Consider the following 25,944-nt stretch of genomic DNA (forward strand, 5'->3'; position numbering starts at 1 on the left):
TTAAAACGTCAAATTAATACCACCAGAAATTGTTCTAATTGGCGTGTAACGAGCTGTTGAAGCTGCAGTAAAGCTTTGACGTGGATCTAAACCTTTTCTTTTTGACCATAATGCAACATTATCAGCTGCTAAATAAATACGTACTTTCTCAAGCTTTAGTTGCTGCACCAATTCCTGAGGTAATGTATAACCTACAGTAATGTTGTTCAAACTTAAATAATCCGAACTAGTAAGAAATCTAGTTGATGTAGAGTTTGCATATTTATCAATCGCATTCAAACGAGGAACATCTGTGTTTGTATTCTCAGGAGTCCAGGCATTGTAAATATCTTTGTGCCAGTTTTGACCAGCAGCACTTGATGTACCACCATGCATTAAGCGACGGTATCCAGAATCATATATTTCACCACCCAACTGATATGAACATTGTACAGAAGCATCAAAACCAAATGCATTGATAGTAGTTCCAAATCCTCCATATACTGTTGGTAATAAATCGTCAGAAGCTACCTTATAATCAGTTGCAACAGAATAATCATCTGTTTTTATTCTATTTCCTTCCTCATCTTCTGCCCAATACAGAGCTTTACCATTGGTTTCATCAACACCGGCATAATCAACCAGGTACATGCGATACATTGATTCACCTTCCTCATAAATTCTTGAACCGTCAATTAATTGACCACCCAATTCAGGATGCAATTCATTAATTTCATTCTTAAGGAATGTTGCATTGGCACTTGCAGACCATGTTATATCACTATTTTTAAAGATTGTATAAGACAAATCAATTTCTAAACCTGAGTTGGTCATAGATCCAATATTCATTGGAATAGAAGTATAACCATTAATAGCAGACATCGGTCTGTAATAAAGCATATCACTTGACTTACGACCAAAATACTCAATGGCACCAGACAATTTATTATCGAATAAAGCTAAATCAACACCAATATTATAAGATGTCGATGTTTCCCATGTTAAATCAGGATTTCCTTTATATGCCAAAGTTGCATCAGAAAAAACACCATCAGAACCTGTAACCTCAAATTGATCCTGCCAAGCATAATAGTTACCAATAGCATCATTACCTTGCTCTCCGTAAGAACCTTTTAGTTTCAGCATATTAATCCAATCAATAGACTCCATAAATGACTCATTGGAAAGAATCCAAGCAGCACTAGCAGAGTAGAAGTTACCCCAACGGTTATCTGGATGGAAACGTGAAGATGCATCACGACGGTAAGCTACATTAAAGAAATATGTATCATTGTATGAATAATTCACTCTACCAAACATACCTTTGGTTGCATATGAATCTTTTGATCCACCACCTCTAAGTTGATCGATAGCGTTGTTTACATAGTAATTTTCTGGATTATATAAGTTTTGTCCTGAAGCATAAACATACTCCGTTTCATATTCATAACCATCATAACCCGCTGTAATATCAACCTGATGAATATCATTTACATCAAACTGATAGTTTGCTACATACTGCTGATTAAACCCTTGAGTTCTTGTTTGCTGATTCCAAGCAGTACCACCATACGAAGCACTTTGTCCCATATAAGCGTTACCCAAATCATTGTAACGAGTATTGTCAACATTTAAACCATAACGAGCAGTAATGGTTAATCCATCAATTGGAGTAATTTCTGCAAACCATGTAGTATTTACAATATCCATAAGGTAATCCGTTCTATTGTAAATCAAATCTCCAGCTGGATTTGCAATAGACATAAACGAACGGTCCATATTTGTACTTTCACCATCTCCATAATCATAAACTTTACGTCCATTATTGGAAACAATTTGCTTCGTTTCCGGATCACGAACATACATCGGATAAATTGGTGCGATATAGTTAGAAACAAAGAATGCATTACCACTAGAACTTGTAGATGTTTGTTCTCCAGGGTAATCACTTGTAATCTTATTGATATTTACATTTGCCCCAACTTTTAACCATTCTTTTAACTGATGATCTCCTTTAAAACGTCCAGAAAAACGCTCAAAACCAGAACCATCAACTACTCCTTTATCATCCAAATAACCTAAAGAGATATAATAAGTACTCTTGTCAGTACCACCAGATATTGCCAAATTATACTCTTGTCTTGTTTTATTTTTAAATGTTTCATCAGCCCAATCGTCAGGAGTATAATAATACTCACCATCACTATAGCCTAATGTTGCATTAGGATTTAATTTACCATTAGTACCAATTAACAACTCCTTATCAGGAACAGTATACACCTGGTAACCAAGACCTCCATCAGTATCAGTAACAATTGTAGAATTTGCATAAGCATTTGCTGCTTCTGGCGATAATCCTAAATTATAAATACCTGCATTATAAATGGCCTTGTATGCAGTTTCCATGTAATTCTGTGGGCTGGTCATTACATCATAATTCTCAATTGCGCGAGAATTCACACCGACCTTCATGTCAAAATTTATTTTTGTCTTTCCAGCCTTAGCCTTTTTGGTTGTAATCATGATGATACCATTAGCACCACGAGCACCATACAAAGCTGTAGAAGCAGCATCTTTCAATACTGTCATCGATTCAATATCAGTTGAACTGATAGAAGATAGGTCTCCATCAAAAGGAATACCATCAACAACGTATAATGGATTTGATCCTGCGTTAATGGAGCCAACACCACGAATTCTAACAGTAGCTTCCGCACCTGGCTGACCATTATTGCTTAAAACCTGAACACCAGCAACAGAACCTGACAATGCCTGAGAAACATTTGACACTTGACGCTTTTCAAGAACTTCCGCGTCCATTACGGCTGCAGATCCTGTAAAAGCTCCTTTTGTTGATGTACCATAAGCGGTTACAATAACTTCATCCATACCAATGGACTCAGATTCCAAAACAACATTAATTACAGTTTGATCTCCCACTGTAATTTCTTGGGTAACCATTCCTACAAAACTAAACATCAAAACATCCGATGGATCAGCTTTAAGGGAATATTTACCATCAATATCAGTACTAGCCCCAATAGTAGTACCTTTAATAACAACAGATACGCCTGGCATCCCCAGTCCGTCTTCGGCACTTGTTACAGTACCTGATATCTGTTTACTTTGTGCATTTACCATTTGCATACCTATTATAAATAGACATACAAACAGTCCAATCATTTTTTTCATAAAAAAAACTTTTTAGTTAGTAATTAAGTAAAGATTCTATCTGGTTAATGGTAATTTGAGATTATAAATATAATGCAATTATAGTTTTTAACAAATTTTAACAGACCTCTGAAACCACAGAAACATATGACTTTTATCATGTTTAGTGTTTTTTTTCTTTAAATAATTGAGAAAATTTAATGTTTAAAAAACTATAAATCATTCACAAACAAATTATATTTTACTTCTTAATTAGATTAGTTCTTTTTTTATATTCAGAGTAAAAAAATATCGTTAATTAATAAAAGACCATTTATTGAAATACAATTTGAGGAGATATTACAATTACTTATTCTTACATTTGAAAAAAAATTTAAACAACAATGGAAAATATATTAAACAAATTAGAACCTAAGGAAGTTTGGAAACACTTTGAAGACATTTGTCAGGTTCCCCGCCCATCTAAAAAAGAAGAAAAGATAATTGAGTTTTTAATTGAGTTTGGAAAGAAGAACAATTTAGAAACTAAAAGAGATGAGATTGGCAATGTTTTAATTAAAAAACCAGCTACTCCAGGAAAAGAGAATCTGAAAACAGTGGTTTTGCAATCGCATATGGATATGGTTTGTGAGAAAAACAATGATACAGCTCACAATTTTGACACAGATCCTATTATACCTTGGATTGATAATGGCTGGGTAAAAGCAAAAGGAACTACTCTTGGTGCCGATGATGGCATTGGTATGGCTGCAGAAATGGCTCTTCTTACATCTAATAATATTGAACATGGTCCTATAGAATGTCTTTTTACTGTAGATGAAGAAACAGGTTTATCTGGTGCGTTTGCACTACAGCCAGGTTTTTTTGATGGGAAAATCTTATTGAATTTGGATTCAGAAGACGAAGGCGAAATTTTTATTGGATGTGCCGGAGGAATTGACACTTTAGCCAATATGGAATATCAAAAAGAGGAGGTTCCAAACGGACATTTCGCCATTAGAATTGATGTAAAGGGATTACTTGGCGGTCACTCAGGAGACGAAATCAACAAAGGCAGAGGAAATTCAAATAAAATACTGAATAGATTTTTATGGCAGATCAACAAGAAATACCATATTCGAATTAACGAATTTAATGGTGGTAATCTAAGAAATGCAATTCCTCGTGAAGCTTATGCTATTATTACCATACCTTCAGAATTTAAAGAAAATGTTAGAGCTGACTTGAACATTTACGCTGCAGAAATGGAACATGTTTGGGAAATTTACGAGCCTAAACTTAAAATTACATTAGAGTCTGTTGAAAAACCAGATTTTGTGATAGATGTCGATACCAGCAATAATTTAATGGATGCTATTTATGCTTGTCCGCACGGAGTTTTTACCATGAGCTCAAGAATGCCAGGTATGGTTGAAACATCAACCAACCTAGCTTCAGTAAAATTTATTGATGACAGTAAAATCCAAATCACAACTTCACAACGAAGCGATGTGGATAGTGAAAAATACAATATCGCTCAAATGGTTGGAAGTTCTTTAACATTGGCAGGAGCTCAAATCGAACATACCGATGGTTACCCTGGATGGGCCCCAAATCCTAATTCGGAAATTTTAACGGTTGCAGTAGATTCTTACAAAAAGCTATTTGGTAAAGACCCGGTAGTAAGATCTATTCATGCTGGTTTAGAATGTGGTTTATTCCTGGAAAAATATCCAGAGATGGATATGATTTCATTTGGACCTACTTTAAGAGATGTCCATTCTCCTGATGAAAGAATTAATATCGAAACGGTAGAGAAATTCTGGCAGCATTTGGTGGATATCATTCAGAATATGCCTACAAACTAAAAAACGATAATTCAGATAATGCGATCAATAATTGGTCGCATTTTTTCAATCTCAAATCGTGAAAATTTAAGTATTAAACCAAAGGATTTAGCCTCTTGTCATGAAACATGAACATTGGTCAAATCCTTATCAATTCTATTGTACAAATTCTTTCCGCTTTTATAGAAAAGATGTAGTTTTGCGTGCTATTTTAACACACACATCTTGAATCAAGAAATTTACCAAAATATAGAATCCTGGTTTGAAACATACTCGAACAGTTTTTCAAGCGAGAATGAAGAAATTCAATTGAACTTTGACCTTAAAAGAAATCATTCTTTTAATACGGTTGAGCTCATTACAGAACTTTCATCAGAATGTGAATTAAATGATGAACAGTTATTAATTTCTAAAACAATTGCTCTCCTGCATGATGTTGGAAGATTCGAGCAATTATTGAAACACGAAACTTTCTCGGATAACGAACAGGATAACCATATCGATTTAGGAATCGATCTTTTAAAATCGGAAAATGTACTTGGAAAACTCGAAGAAGATACCGCACAAATCATTTTCGAATGCATTCGCTATCATGATATCGATAACTTACCTAAATCCGTAAACGAAAATGCTTTAACATTTCTTAAGCTACTTAGAGATGCTGATAGAATAGACATTCTAAACATTCTTTCAAAGTACTATACCGAATATAAGCCTGGCGCTAATAAAAGATTAGAAATGGAGCTGGCAGATAAACCAGAAATCTCAAAAATGGTTTATAAATTGGTTATGGACGAAAAGGTGGTTAGCAAAAAGGATGTTCTTACACTTAACGAGCAAAAGCTACATCAAATGTCGTGGGTTTACGATTTAAACTTTAAAAAGAGCTTTAAAGTGGTAAGCGAAAAGAACTATCTAAAAAAAATCTACGAGTCATTACCTAAAAAAGACGAGGTTATTGATATGTACAGACAAATGAAAATCTATCTGGAAAACAACCTATAATCATCTCATCATATCTTTATTTAGATTTACTTTAAATTAATTACTTTATTTCTCTGTTTTAAATCGAAGAATATATATATTTACATCAGAATTATATATAAACACAGATTAACATGAGAGATATAGTTTGCAACTGTCAAATGGTAGACAGAAACACAATAGATAAAGCAATTCACGATAAAAATGCCACTACAATAGAAGAAATCAGACGATACACAGGAGCTAATACGGGATGTGGAAAGTGTATGTCGTACATAAATAGTATTTTAGACGTAGAAGTTCCTAAAATCGTTAAAAAGGAAGAAAGTACTCAAGGTAATAGATTTAAACTATGGTAATATAAAGCTTCGATTTTCGAAGCTTTTTTTTTATTTGTACTAATGCATAAAAACAGAAACAGGAGAAACGAAAAAACCACATCCTTTTCGCCTCTCCCATTAAAACCATTTTTACATCTGATATAATTAGTTGTTATAAATATATAACATCCCTTCAATATAAAAAAATCGGATATTTGAAAAGGTTAAACCTTCTGAAAGCCCCGAGATAACCACTTATTGTTCCAATAGATAAGCTCTAAACCCGAAAGCAAGACCACTAATGAGAAGCACTCTTATCCCAATGAAGCTGTTCCAAGCAAGATGGAAATCGTTACGTATCCGATAAGAACCATAAAAAAAAAGGCTGTCGATAACACGACAGCCCCTTTGATATATTAACTATAGATATTTGGCTACATTAAGAAGCTCAATAAGATACCAGCACCTACTGCTGAACCAATTACCCCAGATACGTTAGGAGCCATTGCATGCATCAACAAGTGGTTAGTTGGATCATTCTGTAGTCCCATATTCTGAACTACACGTGCACTATCCGGCACAGCTGATACACCTGCAGCCCCAATCATAGGATTAATAGGACGATCTTTTGGTGAAAGCCAGTTCATGATTTTAGCGAAAATCACACCACCAGCAGTTGCTACAATAAATGAGGCAGCACCAAGACCGAAGATCATAATTGAGTCAGCAGTTAAAAACACGTCAGCCTGAGTAGAAGCACCTACAGTAACACCCAATAAGATTGTAATGGTATTAATCAATGCATTACTTGCAGTATCTGCCAAACGGTTCGTTACAGTTGATTCTTTTAACAAGTTACCAAAGAACAACATACCCAATAGAGGTAGAGCCGTTGGTGAAATGTATGCAGTCAGCAACAAACCTACAATAGGGAAAATAATCTTTTCAAGACGAGTTACCGCACGAGGTGGCTTCATCTTAATCTTTCTTTCCTTCTTGGTTGTAAGCAAGTTAATGATTGGAGGCTGAATTACAGGTACCAATGCCATGTATGAATAAGCTGCAATCGCAATAGGACCAATCAAGTTCTTCACTGTCTCACCATTGGCCATAACGTTCATACCATTTGCCAGTTTCGACGATAGGAAGATAGCCGTTGGACCGTCAGCACCACCAATGATACCAATTGCACCCGCTTCCGGTGGAGCAAATCCTAACCAAAGAGCACCAAGGAAAGTAGCAAAAATACCAACCTGAGCCGCTGCTCCCAATACCATCAACCTTGGATTCGAGATCAAGGATGAGAAGTCGGTCATTGCACCAATTCCCAAGAATATCAGTGGCGGATACCATCCATTCACAACCCCGGAGTATAGAATATTCATTACTGATCCTGGTTCGTAGATACCCAACTTTAAGTTGAAGTCAACGGCCTGGAACATTGGAATATTACCAATAATAATACCAGTACCAATAGGAATCAGTAGTAATGGCTCGTAATCATATTTAATTGCTAAGAAAATGAATACCAAACCAATTAGAACCATTAATAAGTTTCCTGCCGTAACGTTTGCAAATCCGGTAAACTCATAAAAGTTTTTCAACCCAACTACGGCACTTGAATTGTGCTCGCTATCTAATACAGGGTTTCCAAAGTTTAGAAAGTCACCTTCAATTTTTGCATTTCTTTCAGCAATTTGAAGAACTTCTGAAGTTGTTACATATGCATTTGAACCTGAGTTAGGGTCAGTATTCTTATGCAAGTGAGTAACTTTTTTAGGATTAAAAGTCATCGTTAATTTAGCACCATTTAGCACCCAATGACCAGTAAATCTCTGCTTAATAGAGTCCATTGTAAAGGTATTATCCTTCTTGAACTCGATAGTTTTGTAACGTTTTACCGTTATTTTCGATTCACCAATAGGATTTGGAATATAACCATCAGCGTGGTTCACCCATTTTCCGCTTGTTAGTTTAGCTGTTGCATCCCCTTGATCTTGAGCAATAGAGTTTATTGCGAACCCCATTATCAAAATCATCGAGAATACCAATGTATAAAGTTTTCTCATTGTGTCAGTTCTTTGACTTTAAATTCAAAAATGTTATGCAATTTCAACAAGAACATCGTCCTGAAGTACACTTTCGCCTACTGCAACCTTAACGGCTTTAACAGTACCTCCTTTTTCAGCCATAACATTATTTTCCATCTTCATTGCTTCCATTACCAACAGAGTATCACCTGGGTTAATGGTATCACCAACAGCAACGTTGATTTTAATAATGCTACCTGGAAGTGGAGCCTTAACAGCAGTTGCTCCAGCACCACCTTTTTGAATTTTTCCTTCGCCTGGCTTGTTTATAACAGGCTTGCGAACTAGTGTAGGAGTTTTTGTTGCTTTTTCTTCAACATGTACATCTACATCATAGCTAGTTCCGTTCACTTCAATTTTGGCATTCGATCCTTCAAAATCCTTGATTTCTACATCGTACTCCTGCCCTCTTATCGTAAATTTGAACTTTTTCATTTTTTTATCTTGGTTGATTATTTACTCCATAAATCTTAGAACTCCACGGAGAATAATTCTTAGTAACTTTTTTAATTGTGATGATATTGCTTTCTTCATCGTGCAATTGATTGAAGTGCATATGCAAAGCCATTGCAATAGCTGCATTTACGTTTCCTTCAACTGTTAAATCATCAACTTCTGCGCAAGGCTTACCTTCTTTTACAAGCTTCTTTCTTAAATTAAGCTGTAGAAGTTTAGGCAAATTGGTGAAAACAATAACTAAAAGTACCAATGCAACAAATACAATTGAGTACCCTACTAATGCTACTGTCCATCCTCCTTGACTTCCTATAGATAATAAATTCATCATCATAGTGCTATTTTTTACAATGGAATATTAGAGTGCTTCTTAGGTGGATTCACCAACTTCTTAGTCTGTAGAGACTGGAATGCGCGAATCACACGGAAACGAGTATTTCTTGGCTCAATTACATCATCGATATAACCGTAAGAAGCAGCATTGTAAGGATTAGCAAATGCCTCATTGTACTCAACTTCTTTTTCTTCAATGAACTTCACTTTTTCATCATCGTTCAGTTCAGCAAGCTTTCTACCGTGAAGTACTTCAATCGCCCCTTTAGCACCCATTACTGCAATTTCAGCAGTTGGCCAAGCGTAGTTCAAGTCACCACGAAGTTGCTTAGAAGACATTACATCGTGAGCACCACCGTAAGATTTTCTAAGAGTAATAGTTACTTTTGGTACCGTAGCTTCACCATAAGCGAACATTAATTTCGCACCGTGAGTAATGATACCACCGAATTCTTGTCCTGATCCAGGTAGGAATCCAGGAACATCAACCAATGTTAAAATTGGAATATTGAAACAGTCACAGAAACGGATAAATCTAGCCGCTTTTCTAGATGATTCAATATCAAGAACACCAGCAAGGAAGTTTGGTTGATTAGCAACCACACCTACTGACATTCCGCCCATACGAGTAAAACCAACGATGATATTCTTAGCATAGTGACGGTGAACTTCCAGGAATTCTGCATCGTCAGCAATTGCATAAATAACATCCTTCATATCGTAAGGCATGTTAGGATTGTCAGGAATAATTTCATTAAGAACGTCCTCCATTCTATCAATAGGGTCGTTACTCGCTACGATTGGAGCTTCTTCCAAGTTGTTTGAAGGCATGTAAGATAACAACTTACGAATAATAGCAATACCTTCTTCCTCATCTTCCAACATGAAGTGAGAAACACCTGATTTAGAAGCGTGCATTTTAGCTCCACCAAGATCCTCTACTGTAATATCTTCACCTGTTACAGTTTTTACAACCTTAGGTCCGGTAACAAACATATATGATTTCTCTTCAGTCATCATGATGAAGTCTGTCAATGCTGGAGAATAAACAGCACCACCTGCACATGGACCAAAAATTGCAGAAATTTGAGGAATAACCCCAGAAGCAAGAATATTTCTTTCGAAGATTTCAGCATATCCTGCCAAAGCAGTAACACCTTCCTGAATACGAGCTCCACCTGAATCGTTCAAACCGATAACTGGCGCACCCATTTTCATTGCCATATCCATGATTTTGCAAATCTTCTGCGCAAAGGTTTCCGATAATGAACCTCCAAATACAGTAAAATCTTGAGAGAATACAAATACCAATCGTCCATCGATTGTACCCTGTCCTGTAACAACACCATCCCCTAAGAATTTGGTTTTTTCCATACCAAAGTTAGTACAACGGTGACTTACGAACATGTCGAATTCCTCAAAACTTCCTTCATCAAGAAGCATGTCGATTCTTTCGCGAGCTGTATACTTGCCTTTCTTGTGTTGAGATTCGATTCTTTTCTCACCTCCACCAAGCTTAGCCTCTGCTCTTAAATCAATTAATTTTTTAATCTTATCCTGACTAGCCATAACTTTTATTGAGTTATTATTTTAACGTGAGTCCGACCTAAAATTCCATCCTTAGAAATTTATTTCGAGCTCACGTTAATTAGTATATTATAATTATTGAGTTTTTATGTAATTATGAGTTTTTATTTTTCACCACAAAGCTCTGTCAATACTCTCATGGTTGATTTTGGATGTAAGAATCCAATCTTCAAACCTTCAGCACCGCCACGAGGAGCTTTATCGATTACTTGGCAACCAGCTTCCTGAACATCATTCAATGCTTCTTGTACGTCTTCAACAGCAAAAGCCAAGTGGTGCATACCACCTCCTGTTTTCTCTACAAATTTTCCGATTGGTCCTTCAGGATCTGTAGACTCCAACAACTCGATCTTTACGTCTCCAACTTTAAAAAAAGCAGTCTTCACCTTCTGATCAACAACTTCTTCAATTGCGTAACACTCCAATCCCAATACTTTTTCATAAAATGGAATTGCTTCTTCTAAGCTTTTTACAGCGATACCGATATGTTCAATATGCGTTGGTTTCATACTAGTTAATTTTTAAAAATTTATTTTGGACAAAAATATCTAATCAAAAAATTTTGGTCAATGATCTTGAACATTATTAAAGTTGTTCTTCAACATATTCTTGATTTACGACCAAAAAACCTATTTACTTGTTGAATTTCAATAAAATAACACTTTAATTCGAGTATTACGATAACGATTTCATATATTTTTTTCGAAAACCTTTGCAGAATTAAACGTCATTTTGAATTGCACTCCAAAGGAAAATGTTTTTTTCAAATTAAATGACAAAATTTTTACTATTACAAAACATATCTCTGCAGCATATTAAAGAGCTAAAACTCCGGTTCTATTTTGACAAAATATTGGGCGAGAACACCTACGATATTTATTTACTAGCTATACGGAAAATTATTCTTGATTATTCAAATAAATCAGCATATAAATAAAGACAATAATGCAAGTCTTTTATTTATATTTGCACTTTGAAACAACATTCAACCAGTTTTATAAATTTATAAGTTGACTTTAAGATGATTTTATTCTTCAAAAAAGACGAAGTACACTTTGTTGTTCAGACAACAAACCAATTGAATGGATTAGATCTTGACAAGCTATCGTGGCTGTTTGGTAATGCAGAAAAATTAGATCAAGACACACTTGATGGAATTTTTGTGGGTCCAAGAAAAGAAATGATTACTCCTTGGAGTACAAATGCTGTGGAAATCACTCAAAACATGGGAATTGACGGTTTGCTAAGAATAGAGCAATACATACTTGTTGATTCCGACAAAGCTGATTTTGACCCTATGCTTCAGTCGATGTATAAAGGCCTGGATCAGGAAGTTTATACCATTAACAAGCAACCAGAGCCAATTGTTTACATTGATGATATTGAAGAATACAATCAACAAGAAGGTTTAGCATTAAGTGCTGATGAAATTTCTTACTTGAATGATGTTTCAGAAAAAATTGGTAGAAAATTAACAGATTCTGAGGTATTCGGTTTTTCTCAAGTAAACTCAGAACACTGTCGCCATAAAATCTTTAATGGCACCTTTATTATAGATGGAGAAGAAAAAGAATCTTCATTATTCCAATTAATTAAAAAGACATCAAAAGAAAACCACAACAGAATTGTATCTGCATACAAAGACAATTGTGCTTTCCTTGGTGGACCTAAAGCTGAGCAATTTGCTCCTTTCTCACACGACAAAGCAGATTTTTTCTATACCAAGGATATTGAAACTGTAATCTCGCTTAAAGCAGAAACTCACAACTTCCCTACTACGGTAGAACCATTTAATGGTGCTGCAACTGGTACCGGTGGTGAGATTCGTGATAGAATTGCGGGTGGTAAAGCCTCTGTTCCAATGGCTGGAACTGCAGTTTATATGACCTCATATCCTCGTTTGGAAGCATCTCGAAATTGGGAAAATGCAACTGAAGCAAGAAAGTGGTTGTATCAAACTCCTGAAGAGATCCTTATTAAGGCATCAAATGGAGCTTCTGACTTCGGTAACAAATTCGGACAGCCACTTATTGTTGGCTCTGTTCTTACTTTCGAGCACTTCGAAAACAACAAAAAGTATGGTTACGACAAGGTAATCATGCAGGCCGGAGGTATCGGATACGGTCGTTTGGAGCAAGCTCAAAAAGATATTCCTGAAAAAGGTGATAAAGTGGTTCTGCTTGGTGGAGATAACTACCGCATCGGAATGGGTGGTGGAGCCGTTTCATCGGTTGCAACCGGAGAATTTGATAACTCCATTGAATTGAATGCCGTTCAGCGTTCGAATCCTGAAATGCAAAAACGTGTATGTAATGCGATTCGTGCAATGGCTGAGGCTGATGAGAATCCAATCATCTCTATCCACGACCATGGTGCAGGTGGACACTTGAATTGTCTTTCGGAGTTGGTTGAGGAAACCGGAGGAAAGATTGACTTGAATGCCCTTCCCGTTGGTGACCCTACCCTATCTGCAAAAGAGATTGTAGGTAACGAATCTCAGGAAAGAATGGGATTGGTAATGAAGGAAAAAGATGTTGAGCTTTTGACTAAAATTGCAGAGAGAGAAAGAGCTCCTATCTATCAGATTGGTGAAACAACTGGTGATATGAGATTTACTTTTGAAGATAAAAAGACAGGTGAAAATCCTATTGACCTTGGACTTTCTGAAATGTTTGGTAAACCACCAAAAACAATCATGAATGACAAGACAGTTAATGAAGGATTCGAAGCTGTTTCATATGATATTAACAAATTTGAAGAATATTTAGAGGATGTTCTTCAATTAGAGGCAGTAGCTTGTAAGGATTGGTTAACAAACAAAGTTGACCGTTCGGTAACAGGTAAAATTGCAATGCAGCAATGTGCTGGACCTTTACAATTACCATTGAATAACCTTGGTGCAGTTGCTATCGACTTCCAGGGTGAAAAAGGGATTGCAACTTCTATTGGACACACTCCTGTAGCTGCTTTGGTTGATTCTAAAAATGGTAGCCGCTTGTCGGTAGCTGAATCGTTAACCAATATGGTATGGGCTCCAATTGAGAAAGGTTTGAAAGGAATTTCACTTTCTGCAAACTGGATGTGGCCATGTAAAAACGAAGGCGAAGATGCTCGTTTGTACAATGCCGTTGAATCTATCAGTGATTTTGCAATTAAATTGGGAATCAACATTCCAACTGGTAAGGACTCACTTTCCATGACTCAAAAGTATGGACAAGATGATGTTGTTTACTCTCCGGGAACTGTAATCATTTCAACTGTAGGTGAGATTATCGATATCAAAAAGATGATTTCTCCGGTAATGAAAAATGATGCAAACTCTCACTTGGTATATCTTGATTTCTCTAAAGATGATTTCCAACTGGGTGGTAGTAGTTTTGCTCAAATCGTTAACAAACTAGGCAAGCAAACTCCTGATGTTACCGATGCAGATTACTTTGTGAAGGCATTTGAAACATTACAGCAATTGATCCTTGATGGAAAAGTATTGGCTGGGCACGATATTTCTGCCGGCGGTATGATTACTGCTTTATTGGAAATGTGTTTTGCTGACAACAATTTAGGTGCGAACATCGACTTAAGCTCGATTGAAGAGAAAGATTTAATTAAAGTACTTTTCAGCGAGAATCCAGGTGTTATTTTCCAGGTTGCGGACAAGGATGCTGTTAGCAAAACTCTTGCTGATAATGGTCTTCGTTTCCACTTTATTGGTTCTCCTGCTGAAGCTGGAAAACTTTCAATTGCTAAAAATGATCAATCTTTCAATTTAGATATTGCAAGTTTACGTGACCTTTGGTTCAAGACTTCTTACTTATTGGATCGTAACCAATCAGGCAAAGATCTTGCATTGGAAAGATTCGAAAGCTATAAGAAGAATGAATTAACATACAAGTTCCCTGAGAACTTCACTGGTAAATTCGCTCAATACGGTATCGATCCTAAGAGAAAAGACTTGTCAGGTGTTAAAGCTGCTATCATCCGTGAAAAGGGTGTGAATGGAGATAGAGAAATGGCTTGGATCATGCATTTGGCTGGTATGGATGTGAAAGATGTTCACATGACAGATTTGATCTCTGGCCGTGAAGATCTTAGCGATGTAAATATGATCGTATTTGTTGGTGGTTTCTCTAACTCTGACGTTTTAGGATCGGCTAAAGGTTGGGCCGGAGCATTCCTTTATAATGAAAAAGCAAAAGCTGCTCTTGACAACTTCTATAGCAGACCTGATACCTTAAGTTTGGGTGTATGTAACGGCTGTCAGTTGATCTCTGAGCTAGGATTGATCTATCCAGAGCATGAAAAGCATCCAAAACTGCTTCATAACAACTCTCACAAATTCGAATCGGGATTTGTTAGCGTTGAAGTACCAGCCAACAACTCGGTAATGCTTTCTTCTCTTGCAGGAAGTAAATTAGGAATTTGGGTTGCTCACGGTGAAGGTAAGTTCGATTTACCATATGCCGAAGAAGAGTACAACATTCCTATGAAGTATGCTTACAATCAGTATCCTGCCAATCCAAATGGATCTCCATTTGCTACAGCAGCAATCTCTTCGAACGATGGTCGTCATTTAGCTATGATGCCTCACTTAGAGCGTGCTACTTATCCTTGGAACTGGGCATATTACGACGAAAATAGAATGGAAGATGAACTAACTCCATGGGTTGAAGCTTTCGTAAATGCTAAAAACTGGATTATTGAAAATAAATAATCTCATTTGAAATATACTTTAAATGCCTCTGCCATGCAGGGGCATTTTTTTTATCAATAAAGAATGCGTAATTCTGCTTTTTCTATAAAACTATACCAAAAAAAAGCCTCAGGTAAATGTTACCTGAGGCCAAAATCAATATTATTTATCTTCTAAAAATACTATCGAACAACTTGAATCTTACCTGAATAATTTTCACTTCCAGCTTGAACTCTAACAATGTACAAACCAGCTTTTAATGATTCGATTTTAATCGTATTTTCTCCAGAATTATTGCCTCTCTTTGAAAGTACTTTCTTACCTCCTAAGTCAAAAATCTCCACAGCAAATTCTTTGGCTGCATTTCCCAATGCAAGTTTAAATTCACCTCTACAAGGATTAGGATACATTTTAAACTCCTTAGTAGTTTCTTCAAGAACATTATCAATTCCTGTTGCAATAACATCGATTTCTAATGAATTTGATTGGAATGGAGAATCAAACTTATATCCAATTAAATGAGCATTATATTTTCCAGACTCTTCAAAATCGATATCATAACTAGATGTACCTATTGAACCGCTATTTACAGATTCATAAAGTTCATCATTCAAATAAATTTCAACTTTATCATATCCAACCGGGAATTGAGCCTTTAGTAACAATTTATTATCATCAACTAATTCTAAACTAGTAACTGTAGGAAGCTTACTTATTATCTCAATCTCTTTCTGATTTGATTTAAAGGATTTATCAGCAACATATCCTATTACATATGCATTATATGTACCTGTTTCATTCAAAGTAACAGAAAATGATTGATCTCCTTTATCAGGAGTGTCAATGGTCTTATCTAAGTTACCATTAATATAAATTTCAAGTTTTTGATAATCAACTTTTACATTCATACTTATATTAACAACCTTATCTTCAACCTCAACCAATTCTGTAATTACTGGAACACGATCGATTTCAGGAACATGTACACTCCATACACCTCTACCATGAGTCGCAAGAACAACTTGATTTCCTACCACCTGCATATCGTAAATTGAAACCGGCGGTAAATTTCCTTCTAGCATATGCCATGAAACACCATCGTCATTTGACTCAAAAACTCCAATCTCAGTTCCTGCCCACAAAGTTTTTGTATCATGCGGCATTACTAACATACAATGAGTTACTACATCAGGAAATCCATTTGCACTTACAGTACCTGATGCTCCAAAACCAGTAATATCTTCCCAAGTTTGACCTAAATCCTTTGTTCTAAGTATTTTCGGAGCCTTACTTAAAGAGTACACTAAATAAGCTGTATTGGGTTCACTTGGATGTGTTGCAATTCCACTAATATATACAGCCATATCTCTCTCAGTATATGCATTTACCCCTGTAAAAGTTTCTCCCTCATCATTTGAGACAAAAATTTTATAACTACCACTTTGAGTCATAGCTGCACCACCCCAAACAATTTTTGGATCAGCCAAGGATACCTCTATATTGTGCTGACTGGATACTCCTTTCCATGCAGCATCAATATTCTTAAGAGTCCAATTTGCACCAAAGTCAGTTGATTTATAAACTCCATCTTTAGCTACTGCAAAAACAACATCCGGATGCCATTTAGAAGCAGATAGTTTTGTTAAAAAAGGACCATCTTCTTCAGTTATTCCTTTTACCGAAGACCAATTTTTACCTCCATTTAATGACTTATAGATTGCATTATAATATATACTACCAAGCAATTTATTTGGATCTTCACTATGCCACAAACATTCAAAACCATCTCCACCCAAACGGAAAAAGTATTTAGTTGTTGAAGCAGCATCTTCTCCAGCTGCAGATTGCCAAGTTCCATTGTCTTGCATTCCTCCTATATACTCATTGGCATTAGGATTTTTTGCAACACCATAAAATTGAGTGGTAATATAATTATTAGGCTTTTGTGTAAATGTTTTTCCATTATCTTCTGATACCCCAATACCTCCATCATTACCATTTACGATACGGAAATTCTCCCCATCCATCGGAATTATAGTAATATTATGATGGTCTGGATGTAAACCTGGAATTTTTGTATCTCCAAGCCCAGCACCTTGGTCATAACCATTTGAACCTCCATAATTGCCATAAGCATCAGCAACACTGGTTTTCTTACCATCGAACACTTCTACACCTCCATACTCGATAATAATTTTCGAATTAGGAAGATTTGCATCATCCCAGGTTGCACCAGCTTTTAGCTCTGGCCAAATCATATAAAGAGCCTTTTGTACATGACCTCCATTTACTGCCACACTTGCATCAGCTGCATCTGCATTGTATTCTATTGCATTAATATATAGATACTCTCTACCTAGATCACCATAAGCATCACTTTCCCCATTTCGAGTATATAAATTAAATTTTCCATCTTTCTCTTGATCTCGAAACGAAACCATCAATTGCTTATTATTAGTAATATCCCATACCTCAAAAGGAACGTCTACATAATCCACATAAGTATATTCTGCATCATCCACTCCGGAAGTTCTCTTGTCAGGAACAGTAAAACGATGCGCTTTCTGGCTTAATCCAGGACCAAATCTAAGCTCTACCGAAGTCCAATCTGTTGACAACACATTAGATCCTATATCTGTTTTTAAACCGCCATCCAAATGACTTCCCCCAAAATTTACAAATGATAGAAAGTCGGTATTTTCGGTATAAGCAGATTTAACTGCCGGATTTAATTCCGATGGTGTCTTGTTAAAAGCAAGCTGCCACATATCAACACCGGCAACAAATACTACACTATCAATAAATGGATGAGCCGCTATGGTATTGTCATATCCTCCTTGTCCTCCAAGAAAGTTTTGATCATCGTTATACTTCGACCAATTGTTTGCATTATCTTTGGATAAGAATACATGTGATTCTTTACTTGAGATATTTACACTTGTATAAACAAAATTCCGATCAACAGGAGAAACTGCTACTTCGTAACGAGTACCTGCAGAAAGCCCTTTTGAAAATACTTTCCAACTATCACCTCCGTCAATAGTACGTAAAACTCCTTTTCCATTTTCTCCTGCAAAAATTGTATCTCTTGCTTCTGGAAATGCAGATAAATCTTCAACTCCATCGGTACTTTCATAAACCTGATTCCAAGTAGTACCACCGTCAACCGATTTAAAAATTCCCATTTCTGTTGCTGCAATCACAATGTTTGCATCAATTGGGTTCACGAATAAACGGTTAATGTATCCAAATTTCTCATCTGTTGCAGTACTTGCCAATTGACTCCAACTTTCACCTCTATCTTCTGATTTCCAAATTCCATTTCCTAAATTCTGAGCACTTCCGGGAAAGCTCTCACCTGTTCCTGCATATATAATATTATGATTTGACTTAGCCATTACCAATGCATTAACTGATAAATTCGTCAAATCATTCGATAAATTCGTCCAGTTTTCAGCTCCATCCGTAGTTTTCCAAATACCTCCTGTTGCACTTCCTGCAAACCAAGTATTCTTATTTGAGTCATCAGGATCCACGATTATGGCACGTGTACGTCCTCCAACATTGGCTGGCCCTCTAGATATAAAGTTCAATTTAGTTTCTGAACTCTTAACTTTCAATCGAAATTTACGAGCTTTCTGAAGTTCTTTTGTTTTGTAATTCATTTCATAGCCAGACTCATCCTCTCCCATTCGAGTTGTAATAGCCTTAAAGTACTTGCTATACATATCAGGCTTATCTGCCTTACTGTAGCCTACTTTTCTTTTTGCCTTTTTTTTCTGAAACTGATTTTGCCAGAACTCTTCAGGCGTAAAATCATTACTCGAGAATTGTTTTTTATCCTGCTTAATGTACTTCGTTACCGCAAGCCCCGATAAAACAATTAGTCCACCCGCAAGTAGATAATAAAATTTCTTCATAAACTTTTAAAGTTAATTAGTGATTTGGTTAGTTAATTAATTGGTTAATTAGTTATTTCTTATTTTTTACTGTTTCAGTTATTTTTTTCTTTGCTATTAGATCAAACACATAAGTCCATTTCCCTGTATCTTTCGGATTTGTAATATATCCTTTCTGCATGGTAATTAGAAGTTGTGTTTTGTTATGCCATTCGATCTTTGCGCTGGCAATTTTATCTTCATAAACAATAACTCCATTTATAATATCATACACAAAAAACTCTTTTAACTGATTTGGATTAGGTTGTGATTTTGAATTTAATTTCTCACAAATCACATAACTTTTGTCAGAATTAAATTTAAACTCGACTTCCTCTCCAAACTTATCTTTAGCAAACTGCTGATAAGTGATCTGGTCACTTTCATTTAGTTTTTCACTCAATTTGTTCTTCGTTGCACATCCAAAGAATAGCATTATCAAGATTATATTTAGAATTATAGTTCTCATAAGTGTAATTTAAATAAGTTTCAAATCCAACTAAACATCAATACTATATAGCTGTATAAATCATTTTTTCAAAAAGAGGTAATAAATATAATAACATTACAGGATATATAAAATTTCAATAAAGAATATATAAGCAATATAAATATTGTACAATTACATTTTATTTATTCAAAATTTAAACCTACTTCATTTTTACATTTAACAGAATAATAACTGCAAACACTTTAAATTCTCAATTTCAAGCAATTCAACATTTAGAATTGTCTATTCCCAAAAATGCAATCTTTTTTGTAACTTATATCCATTCTGTTTAAAAAAAAACTATGAAGAACATATGTCGTATCTTTTTATTTGCAATTATTTTTGGGGGATGTAATACTGCTAAACAAACATCAAATCCTAAACCTCAAATTCCTATATCCAATCATGACAAAAAGGTTAAACAAATTGCACCTGCTACTTGTTTATTAACTGTTACACTCATGAAGAATTCTTTTGATACCAAAACCATAAAAGCAAAAGTCATTAAAATACACGGTTATGGTTCAGGATTTACACGCTCTTTTAATGCCAATCAAGAAATTGTATTGAATTTATCAGATAAACATTTAAAAGAAATTAAAAATTACGAAACCATCTCATGTGTCATTTCTCAAGTAACAACAATGAATAATAATTCGTACTTGAAGCTCATTGAAATCAAACAATAATTTTACCAATTAAAATATCCTACTACTCCTCTTACACTTTCTTAGACAAATTGTTTTTGATAAGTAATACTAATATTTATAGTTAAAATGCACCTAATCCTTAAGTGCTAAACAAACACTGATTAAAATGAAAGATTTATTAGTTGTGATAACGATCTCTATATTTAGTTTTACTTTACTCGCTCAAAACAAGCCGAAACCGTCAGATGAGAAAGTAAAATTTGAAGTGAAAAACATTATCATCACAGAGAAAACTTTCCTGAATCTTACCAACAGAAGTGTAAACAAAAGCAAATTATCCAAAATTGCGGATCGTAAATCAGGTAAATACAATTTTGCCGATGATCCCATAAGAAGAAATGAGTTTGAATTCAATCAGCTCAAAAATCCTTTAACCGGAAGGATCCCAAAAAACATCAAACTCCTGGAAAAAAGATATGTTCTTTCTGCAAAATCAAAATTACAAAGTGATCTCAAAGCCGATGAACTTACCTATCAAATTAGTGGACCACGGAACGTTGGAGGTAGAACAAGAGCTTTGGCAACCGATATCAGCGACGCATCAGGCAATACAATACTGGCAGGTGGAGTTACAGGAGGGATGTGGAAGTCAACTGACAGAGGTGTTTCATGGATCAGAACCACAAACCTGGACGAACACCCAAGCGTTACCGCAATCGCACAAGATCCAAGAAGTGGTTCACAAAACATTTGGTACTATACTACGGGAGAATATTTAGGTAGTGCTAGCGAAGATGGAGCATTCTACGCTGGAAACGGAATATTTAAATCTACAAATAATGGCGACACCTGGGATCTTTTACCTAGTACTGCCGAAAATACTTTTGCCTCCTTCGATCGTTTTTTCGACATCTGCTGGAATATATGTGTAGATCCTAACAATGGAGATGTATATGTTGCAACATATGGAGCAATTTATATTTCAAAGAATGGGGGTACAACATGGACTCGTGAACTGGAATCATTTAATACTACTGATCCTAACTACGCTCCTTACACAGATGTGATTTGTACTCCTGATGGTACCAAATATGCAAGTATTAGTTCTGGAGGAGATAAAAATGAAGGTATCTGGAGAAAATCAAGTGGTTCTGTAAGTTGGGAAAACATAAGCCCCGAGAATTTTCCTACATCCTATGATCGAATTGTTTTGGCACATGCCCCTGGCAATACCACAAAGGATATCGTTTATTTACTGGCCAGAACCAGCGGTGATGGCTTTCAAGATCATAGTTTTTGGAAATTGACTTATGATGTTACTGCAACAAATCCTGCTAGTTGGGAAGATCGTTCACAAAATTTACCTGAAAGAGGTGAAGGCGACAGAGATGTAAACGGATACAACTCACAAAATTCATACAATATGGTGATTAAAGTATCGCCTTCTAATGAAAATGTTGTTTTTATTGGAGGAACAAACCTGTTTCGCTCTGATGACGCATTTGCAACAAAGGCATCACCTGTAAGTGATGGCATTACCAACAATTCTAATACATATTGGATTGGTGGATACGCAGCTGAAAATGATGTTAGTCAATATGACAAGCATCATGCTGATTTGCACGCCTTAACATTTATCGACGCCAATACCTTATTAAGTGGTCACGATGGAGGCATTAGTATTACCAATAATTTTATGCAGACCAATGATTCTGGAATTGAAGATGATAATGAAAATACACCAGAAAACAACAAACCTGTAGATTGGGAATTGCTAAATAATGGATATTTAACCACACAATCTTACACCATTGCAATTGATCATGACAATGTTGACAGAACAACTCTTATATCCGGATTTCAGGACAATGGAACCTGGGTAGCTGATAATGCCAATGCAACAACAGATTGGATAAGATGGGGATCGGGTGATGGAAGCTTCTGTAGCATAACCAACAATGGCAACACAATTATCTCCTCATCGCAAAATGGAACAACATATTTAGAAGATAATGTATACGATGAAGACAACTATTACTTTACAAGAATTGATCCTGAAGGTGCAGAAGGGCAATTGTTTATTAACCCTTTTATAATCGATACCAATAATCCCAAGCTAATGTATTATGCAGCAGGTCAATTTATCTGGAGAAACCTCAATATTTATGAAATACCCAAGTTAAGTAACGATAAAGCCACAGTAAATTGGGAAAAATTAGATATTTCAGAGGCAACAGGAACGGTTAGTGCACTTGCCACATCAACCTACCCTGACAATATCCTTTACTATGGTACTAGTAATGGGAAAGTATATCGAATTGACAATGCCAATTCAACAAATGCCGAAAGAGTAGAAATCACAGCTTCTAATATGCCGGAGGGTAACGTGATATCAATTGCTGTAAATCCTTTAAACGGAGATGAACTAATGGTTGGTTTCTCCAATTACAAAATAGAAAGTATCTATCATTCTACCGATAAAGGAGATAGTTGGACAGCTGTTAGTGGAAATCTGGAAGAAAATGGAAATCCTGAAGGCGATGGCCCTTCGGTTCGTTCAGTATCCATTATGCCAACCCCTAATACAACCCTTTATTTTACAGGAACAAGTACCGGTCTTTACAAAACCGATAACTTAAATGCTAATCCAATAATTTGGACTCAGGAAGCAGAAAATTTAATTGGAACCACCATATCAGCAATGGTTAAAAGCAGACGTGATGGTTTTATTGCCATAGGAACGCATGGCAATGGTGCTTTTACCGGGAATATTGATTTTAGCAATTCTCTCCCAAAGGCACTCATTGGCATCGAAAATAATCAATTGCAAGTAAATGAATCAACCAATTTTATTAGCCGTTCGATTGGTGATGGGATTAACAGTTGGAATTGGAACTTTGAAGGAGGAACACCCTCAAATTCAACAGAGAAAAATCCAACAAACATAAGCTACAATCAGGAAGGGACTTATAGTGTTAGTCTTACAGTTGCAAACCCTATTGGAGAAGATACACAGACCATTACAGCAGCCATAAATGTAGGAGGTCAGCCTGTTGGTATTGATGACAACATCACTGACAATTCGATTAAAGATTTACGAATCTATCCTAACCCTATGGTAGGTCAAAGCACAGTTAAATTTCCAAATCAAAAAAACAAACAATACCGATTAATTGTTATTGATGCCAGTGGTAAAGTCGTTCGTATTATCGAAAATATCACCGGAAATAACGTAATCATTAACAGAGAACAACTTAAACCTGGAGTTCATATCATTAATCTTTCTGGTGAAAAAATTTACAAAGGAAAGCTTTTGGTGAAATAGAAGAACAAACAATAATAAAAAAACAGCATCGGGCATTTCTGAAACCTGATGCTGTTTATTCAATGTATTCTTAATTTCTTAGCTCGTTAACTGATCGAGTAAGTTTTCCTCATCATCCATTGAAAAGTTTGAAAAATTAAGGGCTGTTTCCACTATTGCCAAATGCGAATAAGCCTGAGGAAAGTTTCCTAACATTCGCTTGGTAGCAAAATCGATATCTTCAGCAAATAAACCCAGGTGATTCGAATAAGTAAGGAGCTTCTCAAATTTTTCTTTTGCTTCCTTTTTCTTGCCGATTTTAAACAAACTATTAATCATCCAAAATGAACAAATGGTAAAGGCTGACTTTGGTGTTCCAAAATCATCTTGATTCTTGTATCGATACATTAAACCATCGTGTTCCAACTCTTTTTGGATGGTTAAAACAGTAGATTTAAACTTCTCATCCTTGCCATCAATAAATCCGTAAGGTTCCATTAACAAAACCGAAGCATCCATATCCTCCGATCCGTAATATTGGGTAAATGCCTGTTTCTTTTCACTCCATGCTTTCTTCAAAATATCGTCCTTAACCGAATGTCTTAGTACTTTCCATTTTGCCATATAATAATCGCGCTTGAGTAAACTGGCAATTTTAACAGCACGATCGAACGCCACCCAACACATTACCTTACTAAAGGTAAAATGCAGACTTCGGCCTCGTATTTCCCAAATCCCTCTATCTGGTTTTTTCCAGTTTTCCTCAACCACCTTAACAATACTTCTTACAATGGTCCACAATTCCTCGCTATGTTCCAGCGAGGTTTCAAACATTTCAAAATGCTGATGAATCAGATCCAAAAGAATACCGTAAATGTCATTTTGTTTCTGTTTGTATGCCGCATTTCCAACTCTAACTGGTTTAGATCCTTCATAACCGGATAAATGATCCAATTCAAACTCTGACAATTTCTTTTCTCCATTAATACCATACATGATTTGAATTTTCTCCTTCTTTTCAGGAATAATATCCATTATGAACTTCAAATAACGTCTGGCAACATTGTAATGTCCAAGTTGAGTTAATATCTTCACTACCATTGAACCATCGCGAATCCAGCAAAAGCGATAATCCCAATTGCGAACCTCTCCAATAGTTTCAGGAAGCGAAGTTGTTAATGCAGCCAATACAGCCCCACTTTTCTGATAGCTTAGTAACTTCAACACCAATGCACTTCGGGTAACCTGTTCATTGTATTCCGGTAATATTTTTGTCTTTTCGCTCCAGTTTAACCAATAAGTCTTTGTTCTTTGTAGCTTTAAATAAACACGCTCAATGTCCTGCTTCAAAAGTTTCTGATTGTAGCTGATCAGGCAAAATTCATTTTTCACCAAACTTATTACTTCACCATCCAGAATAGCTCTATTATCAAAACTTGAATACAAATAAAGCGAATCGTAATTGCCTTTTGTAGTAAATGATTTTATAAAACCTTCCTCTGAAATAAGATTTTCAGTTTGATTTCTGGCATAGTCCAATTTAGGATCATATTTTAGCTTAAAAGTTGGCTTTCCATATACCAACCTAAAAAATCGTATCACATCAGGTGGTGCGTAATATTCTTTATCATCGGTAAGAAACCTTGGCATAAAATCCAATACCTCAAATACTCCATCTACACATTCAAATCTTGTTTTTAGGATATTGGTTTTTGATCTGTATTCTTGCTTTATTTCTAACAAATTCTCTGGAACAATTTCAAAACTCCCTCCTATCTCCTGGTCCAAAATCTTAGCAAATGCCGATGAAGAATCGAATTGAGGCAAACAAACCCAATCCAATGATCCTTTTTCTGAAATTAAAGCAGCACTTCGGCAATTACCAATTATTCCATAATTTAAATTCTTCATAAAAAATTACTATTTTAGAGCTTAACAATATATGATTTGTCAATTCATTTGAGCTTGACAAATCCACAACAACACAAAACACACAAACAATCAAACACTTAAGGAAAGTAAATTGATATCAAAAAAATAATATCAAGATTAAGTAATTGTTAAATTTTAATTGTTTGCGTTAGATATGATTCGGAAAATAGAGATTTTTCACGAATATTAATAAC

At 35.6% G+C, this 25,944-nt stretch carries 15 protein-coding genes; 6 read left to right on the top strand and 9 right to left on the bottom strand.

What is annotated here, in order from left to right:
- Window positions 1-3,171, bottom strand: a complete 3,171-nt coding sequence (locus NQ163_RS10535; RefSeq protein WP_268190294.1) for a SusC/RagA family TonB-linked outer membrane protein — start codon at window positions 3,169-3,171, stop codon at window positions 1-3.
- A 362-nt stretch (window positions 3,172-3,533) separates the two neighbouring features.
- On the opposite strand from NQ163_RS10535, the gene NQ163_RS10540 reads away from it, so the two are divergent.
- The 3 genes from NQ163_RS10540 (at window position 3,534) to NQ163_RS10550 (ending at window position 6,319) form a co-directional block, all read left to right on the top strand.
- A complete protein-coding gene (locus tag NQ163_RS10540) occupies window positions 3,534-4,997 on the top strand; it encodes an aminoacyl-histidine dipeptidase (protein WP_268190295.1) in 1,464 nt (487 codons plus the stop codon).
- A gap of 204 nt (window positions 4,998-5,201) precedes the next feature.
- Complete coding sequence (locus tag NQ163_RS10545; protein WP_268190296.1) at window positions 5,202-5,981, top strand: HD domain-containing protein; 780 nt, start codon at window positions 5,202-5,204, stop codon at window positions 5,979-5,981.
- A gap of 113 nt (window positions 5,982-6,094) precedes the next feature.
- Complete coding sequence (locus NQ163_RS10550; RefSeq protein ID WP_268190297.1) at window positions 6,095-6,319, top strand: (2Fe-2S)-binding protein; 225 nt, start codon at window positions 6,095-6,097, stop codon at window positions 6,317-6,319.
- Between the two features lie 395 nt (window positions 6,320-6,714).
- On the opposite strand, the gene NQ163_RS10555 is transcribed toward NQ163_RS10550, so the two are convergent.
- The 5 genes from NQ163_RS10555 to mce all read right to left on the bottom strand — a co-directional run bounded on the left by NQ163_RS10555 (window position 6,715) and on the right by mce (window position 11,255).
- Window positions 6,715-8,349 carry a sodium ion-translocating decarboxylase subunit beta gene (locus NQ163_RS10555; RefSeq protein ID WP_268190298.1) on the bottom strand — a complete coding sequence of 545 codons (1,635 nt, stop codon included), beginning with the start codon at window positions 8,347-8,349 and terminating at the stop codon, window positions 6,715-6,717.
- 33 nt (window positions 8,350-8,382) lie between these two features.
- Window positions 8,383-8,805, bottom strand: coding sequence for a biotin/lipoyl-containing protein (locus NQ163_RS10560; protein ID WP_110361928.1), 423 nt, complete (start codon window positions 8,803-8,805; stop codon window positions 8,383-8,385).
- Window positions 8,806-8,809: 4 nt separating this feature from the next.
- The gene (locus tag NQ163_RS10565; RefSeq protein ID WP_268190299.1) at window positions 8,810-9,154 is read right to left on the bottom strand and encodes an OadG family protein; all 345 of its coding nucleotides are present in this window, start codon (window positions 9,152-9,154) and stop codon (window positions 8,810-8,812) included.
- A gap of 17 nt (window positions 9,155-9,171) precedes the next feature.
- On the bottom strand, window positions 9,172-10,728 hold the full coding sequence (locus NQ163_RS10570) for an acyl-CoA carboxylase subunit beta (protein ID WP_268190300.1): 1,557 nt from the start codon (window positions 10,726-10,728) through the stop codon (window positions 9,172-9,174).
- 122 nt (window positions 10,729-10,850) lie between these two features.
- Window positions 10,851-11,255 carry a methylmalonyl-CoA epimerase gene (gene mce, locus NQ163_RS10575; protein WP_110361930.1) on the bottom strand — a complete coding sequence of 135 codons (405 nt, stop codon included), beginning with the start codon at window positions 11,253-11,255 and terminating at the stop codon, window positions 10,851-10,853.
- Window positions 11,256-11,767: 512 nt separating this feature from the next.
- Here mce and purL point away from each other — a divergent pair.
- Window positions 11,768-15,457 (top strand): phosphoribosylformylglycinamidine synthase, encoded by a 3,690-nt coding sequence (gene purL / locus NQ163_RS10580; protein ID WP_268190301.1) that lies wholly within the window; start codon window positions 11,768-11,770, stop codon window positions 15,455-15,457.
- Between the two features lie 161 nt (window positions 15,458-15,618).
- On the opposite strand, the gene NQ163_RS10585 is transcribed toward purL, so the two are convergent.
- Together NQ163_RS10585 and NQ163_RS10590 are read right to left on the bottom strand one after the other, a co-directional pair.
- Entirely contained in the window at window positions 15,619-19,356 is a 3,738-nt protein-coding gene (locus NQ163_RS10585; RefSeq protein ID WP_268190302.1) for a T9SS type A sorting domain-containing protein, read from the bottom strand.
- A 52-nt stretch (window positions 19,357-19,408) separates the two neighbouring features.
- Complete coding sequence (locus NQ163_RS10590) at window positions 19,409-19,843, bottom strand: hypothetical protein (RefSeq protein ID WP_268190303.1); 435 nt, start codon at window positions 19,841-19,843, stop codon at window positions 19,409-19,411.
- 323 nt (window positions 19,844-20,166) lie between these two features.
- Here NQ163_RS10590 and NQ163_RS10595 point away from each other — a divergent pair, with 323 nt between their 5' ends.
- Window positions 20,167-20,553 (top strand): hypothetical protein, encoded by a 387-nt coding sequence (locus NQ163_RS10595; RefSeq protein ID WP_268190304.1) that lies wholly within the window; start codon window positions 20,167-20,169, stop codon window positions 20,551-20,553.
- Window positions 20,554-20,680: 127 nt separating this feature from the next.
- Window positions 20,681-23,839: a PKD domain-containing protein gene (locus NQ163_RS10600; protein WP_268190305.1), complete on the top strand. Its 3,159-nt coding sequence runs from the start codon at window positions 20,681-20,683 to the stop codon at window positions 23,837-23,839.
- A 78-nt stretch (window positions 23,840-23,917) separates the two neighbouring features.
- Here NQ163_RS10600 and NQ163_RS10605 read toward each other — a convergent pair whose 3' ends face one another.
- A complete protein-coding gene (locus NQ163_RS10605) occupies window positions 23,918-25,729 on the bottom strand; it encodes a glycoside hydrolase family 15 protein (protein WP_268190306.1) in 1,812 nt (603 codons plus the stop codon).
- Between the last annotated feature and the right edge of the window lie 215 nt (window positions 25,730-25,944).

It is taken from the genome of Marinifilum sp. D737 (assembly GCF_026672275.1).
In the GTDB taxonomy this organism is placed as follows: domain Bacteria; phylum Bacteroidota; class Bacteroidia; order Bacteroidales; family Marinifilaceae; genus Marinifilum.

What these genes read in the sequence shown, in the direction of transcription:
- NQ163_RS10595 (WP_268190304.1), top strand. Translation starts at nt 20,167, where the DNA reads ATGAAGAACATATGTCGTATCTTTTTATTTGCAATTATTTTTGGGGGA.
- mce (WP_110361930.1), bottom strand. Translation starts at nt 11,255, where the DNA reads ATGAAACCAACGCATATTGAACATATCGGTATCGCTGTAAAAAGCTTA.
- NQ163_RS10560 (WP_110361928.1), bottom strand. Translation starts at nt 8,805, where the DNA reads ATGAAAAAGTTCAAATTTACGATAAGAGGGCAGGAGTACGATGTAGAA.
- NQ163_RS10555 (WP_268190298.1), bottom strand. Translation starts at nt 8,349, where the DNA reads ATGAGAAAACTTTATACATTGGTATTCTCGATGATTTTGATAATGGGG.
- NQ163_RS10590 (WP_268190303.1), bottom strand. Translation starts at nt 19,843, where the DNA reads ATGAGAACTATAATTCTAAATATAATCTTGATAATGCTATTCTTTGGA.
- NQ163_RS10605 (WP_268190306.1), bottom strand. Translation starts at nt 25,729, where the DNA reads ATGAAGAATTTAAATTATGGAATAATTGGTAATTGCCGAAGTGCTGCT.
- NQ163_RS10600 (WP_268190305.1), top strand. Translation starts at nt 20,681, where the DNA reads ATGAAAGATTTATTAGTTGTGATAACGATCTCTATATTTAGTTTTACT.
- NQ163_RS10535 (WP_268190294.1), bottom strand. Translation starts at nt 3,171, where the DNA reads ATGAAAAAAATGATTGGACTGTTTGTATGTCTATTTATAATAGGTATG.
- NQ163_RS10570 (WP_268190300.1), bottom strand. Translation starts at nt 10,728, where the DNA reads ATGGCTAGTCAGGATAAGATTAAAAAATTAATTGATTTAAGAGCAGAG.
- NQ163_RS10540 (WP_268190295.1), top strand. Translation starts at nt 3,534, where the DNA reads ATGGAAAATATATTAAACAAATTAGAACCTAAGGAAGTTTGGAAACAC.
- purL (WP_268190301.1), top strand. Translation starts at nt 11,768, where the DNA reads ATGATTTTATTCTTCAAAAAAGACGAAGTACACTTTGTTGTTCAGACA.
- NQ163_RS10565 (WP_268190299.1), bottom strand. Translation starts at nt 9,154, where the DNA reads ATGAATTTATTATCTATAGGAAGTCAAGGAGGATGGACAGTAGCATTA.
- NQ163_RS10550 (WP_268190297.1), top strand. Translation starts at nt 6,095, where the DNA reads ATGAGAGATATAGTTTGCAACTGTCAAATGGTAGACAGAAACACAATA.
- NQ163_RS10585 (WP_268190302.1), bottom strand. Translation starts at nt 19,356, where the DNA reads ATGAAGAAATTTTATTATCTACTTGCGGGTGGACTAATTGTTTTATCG.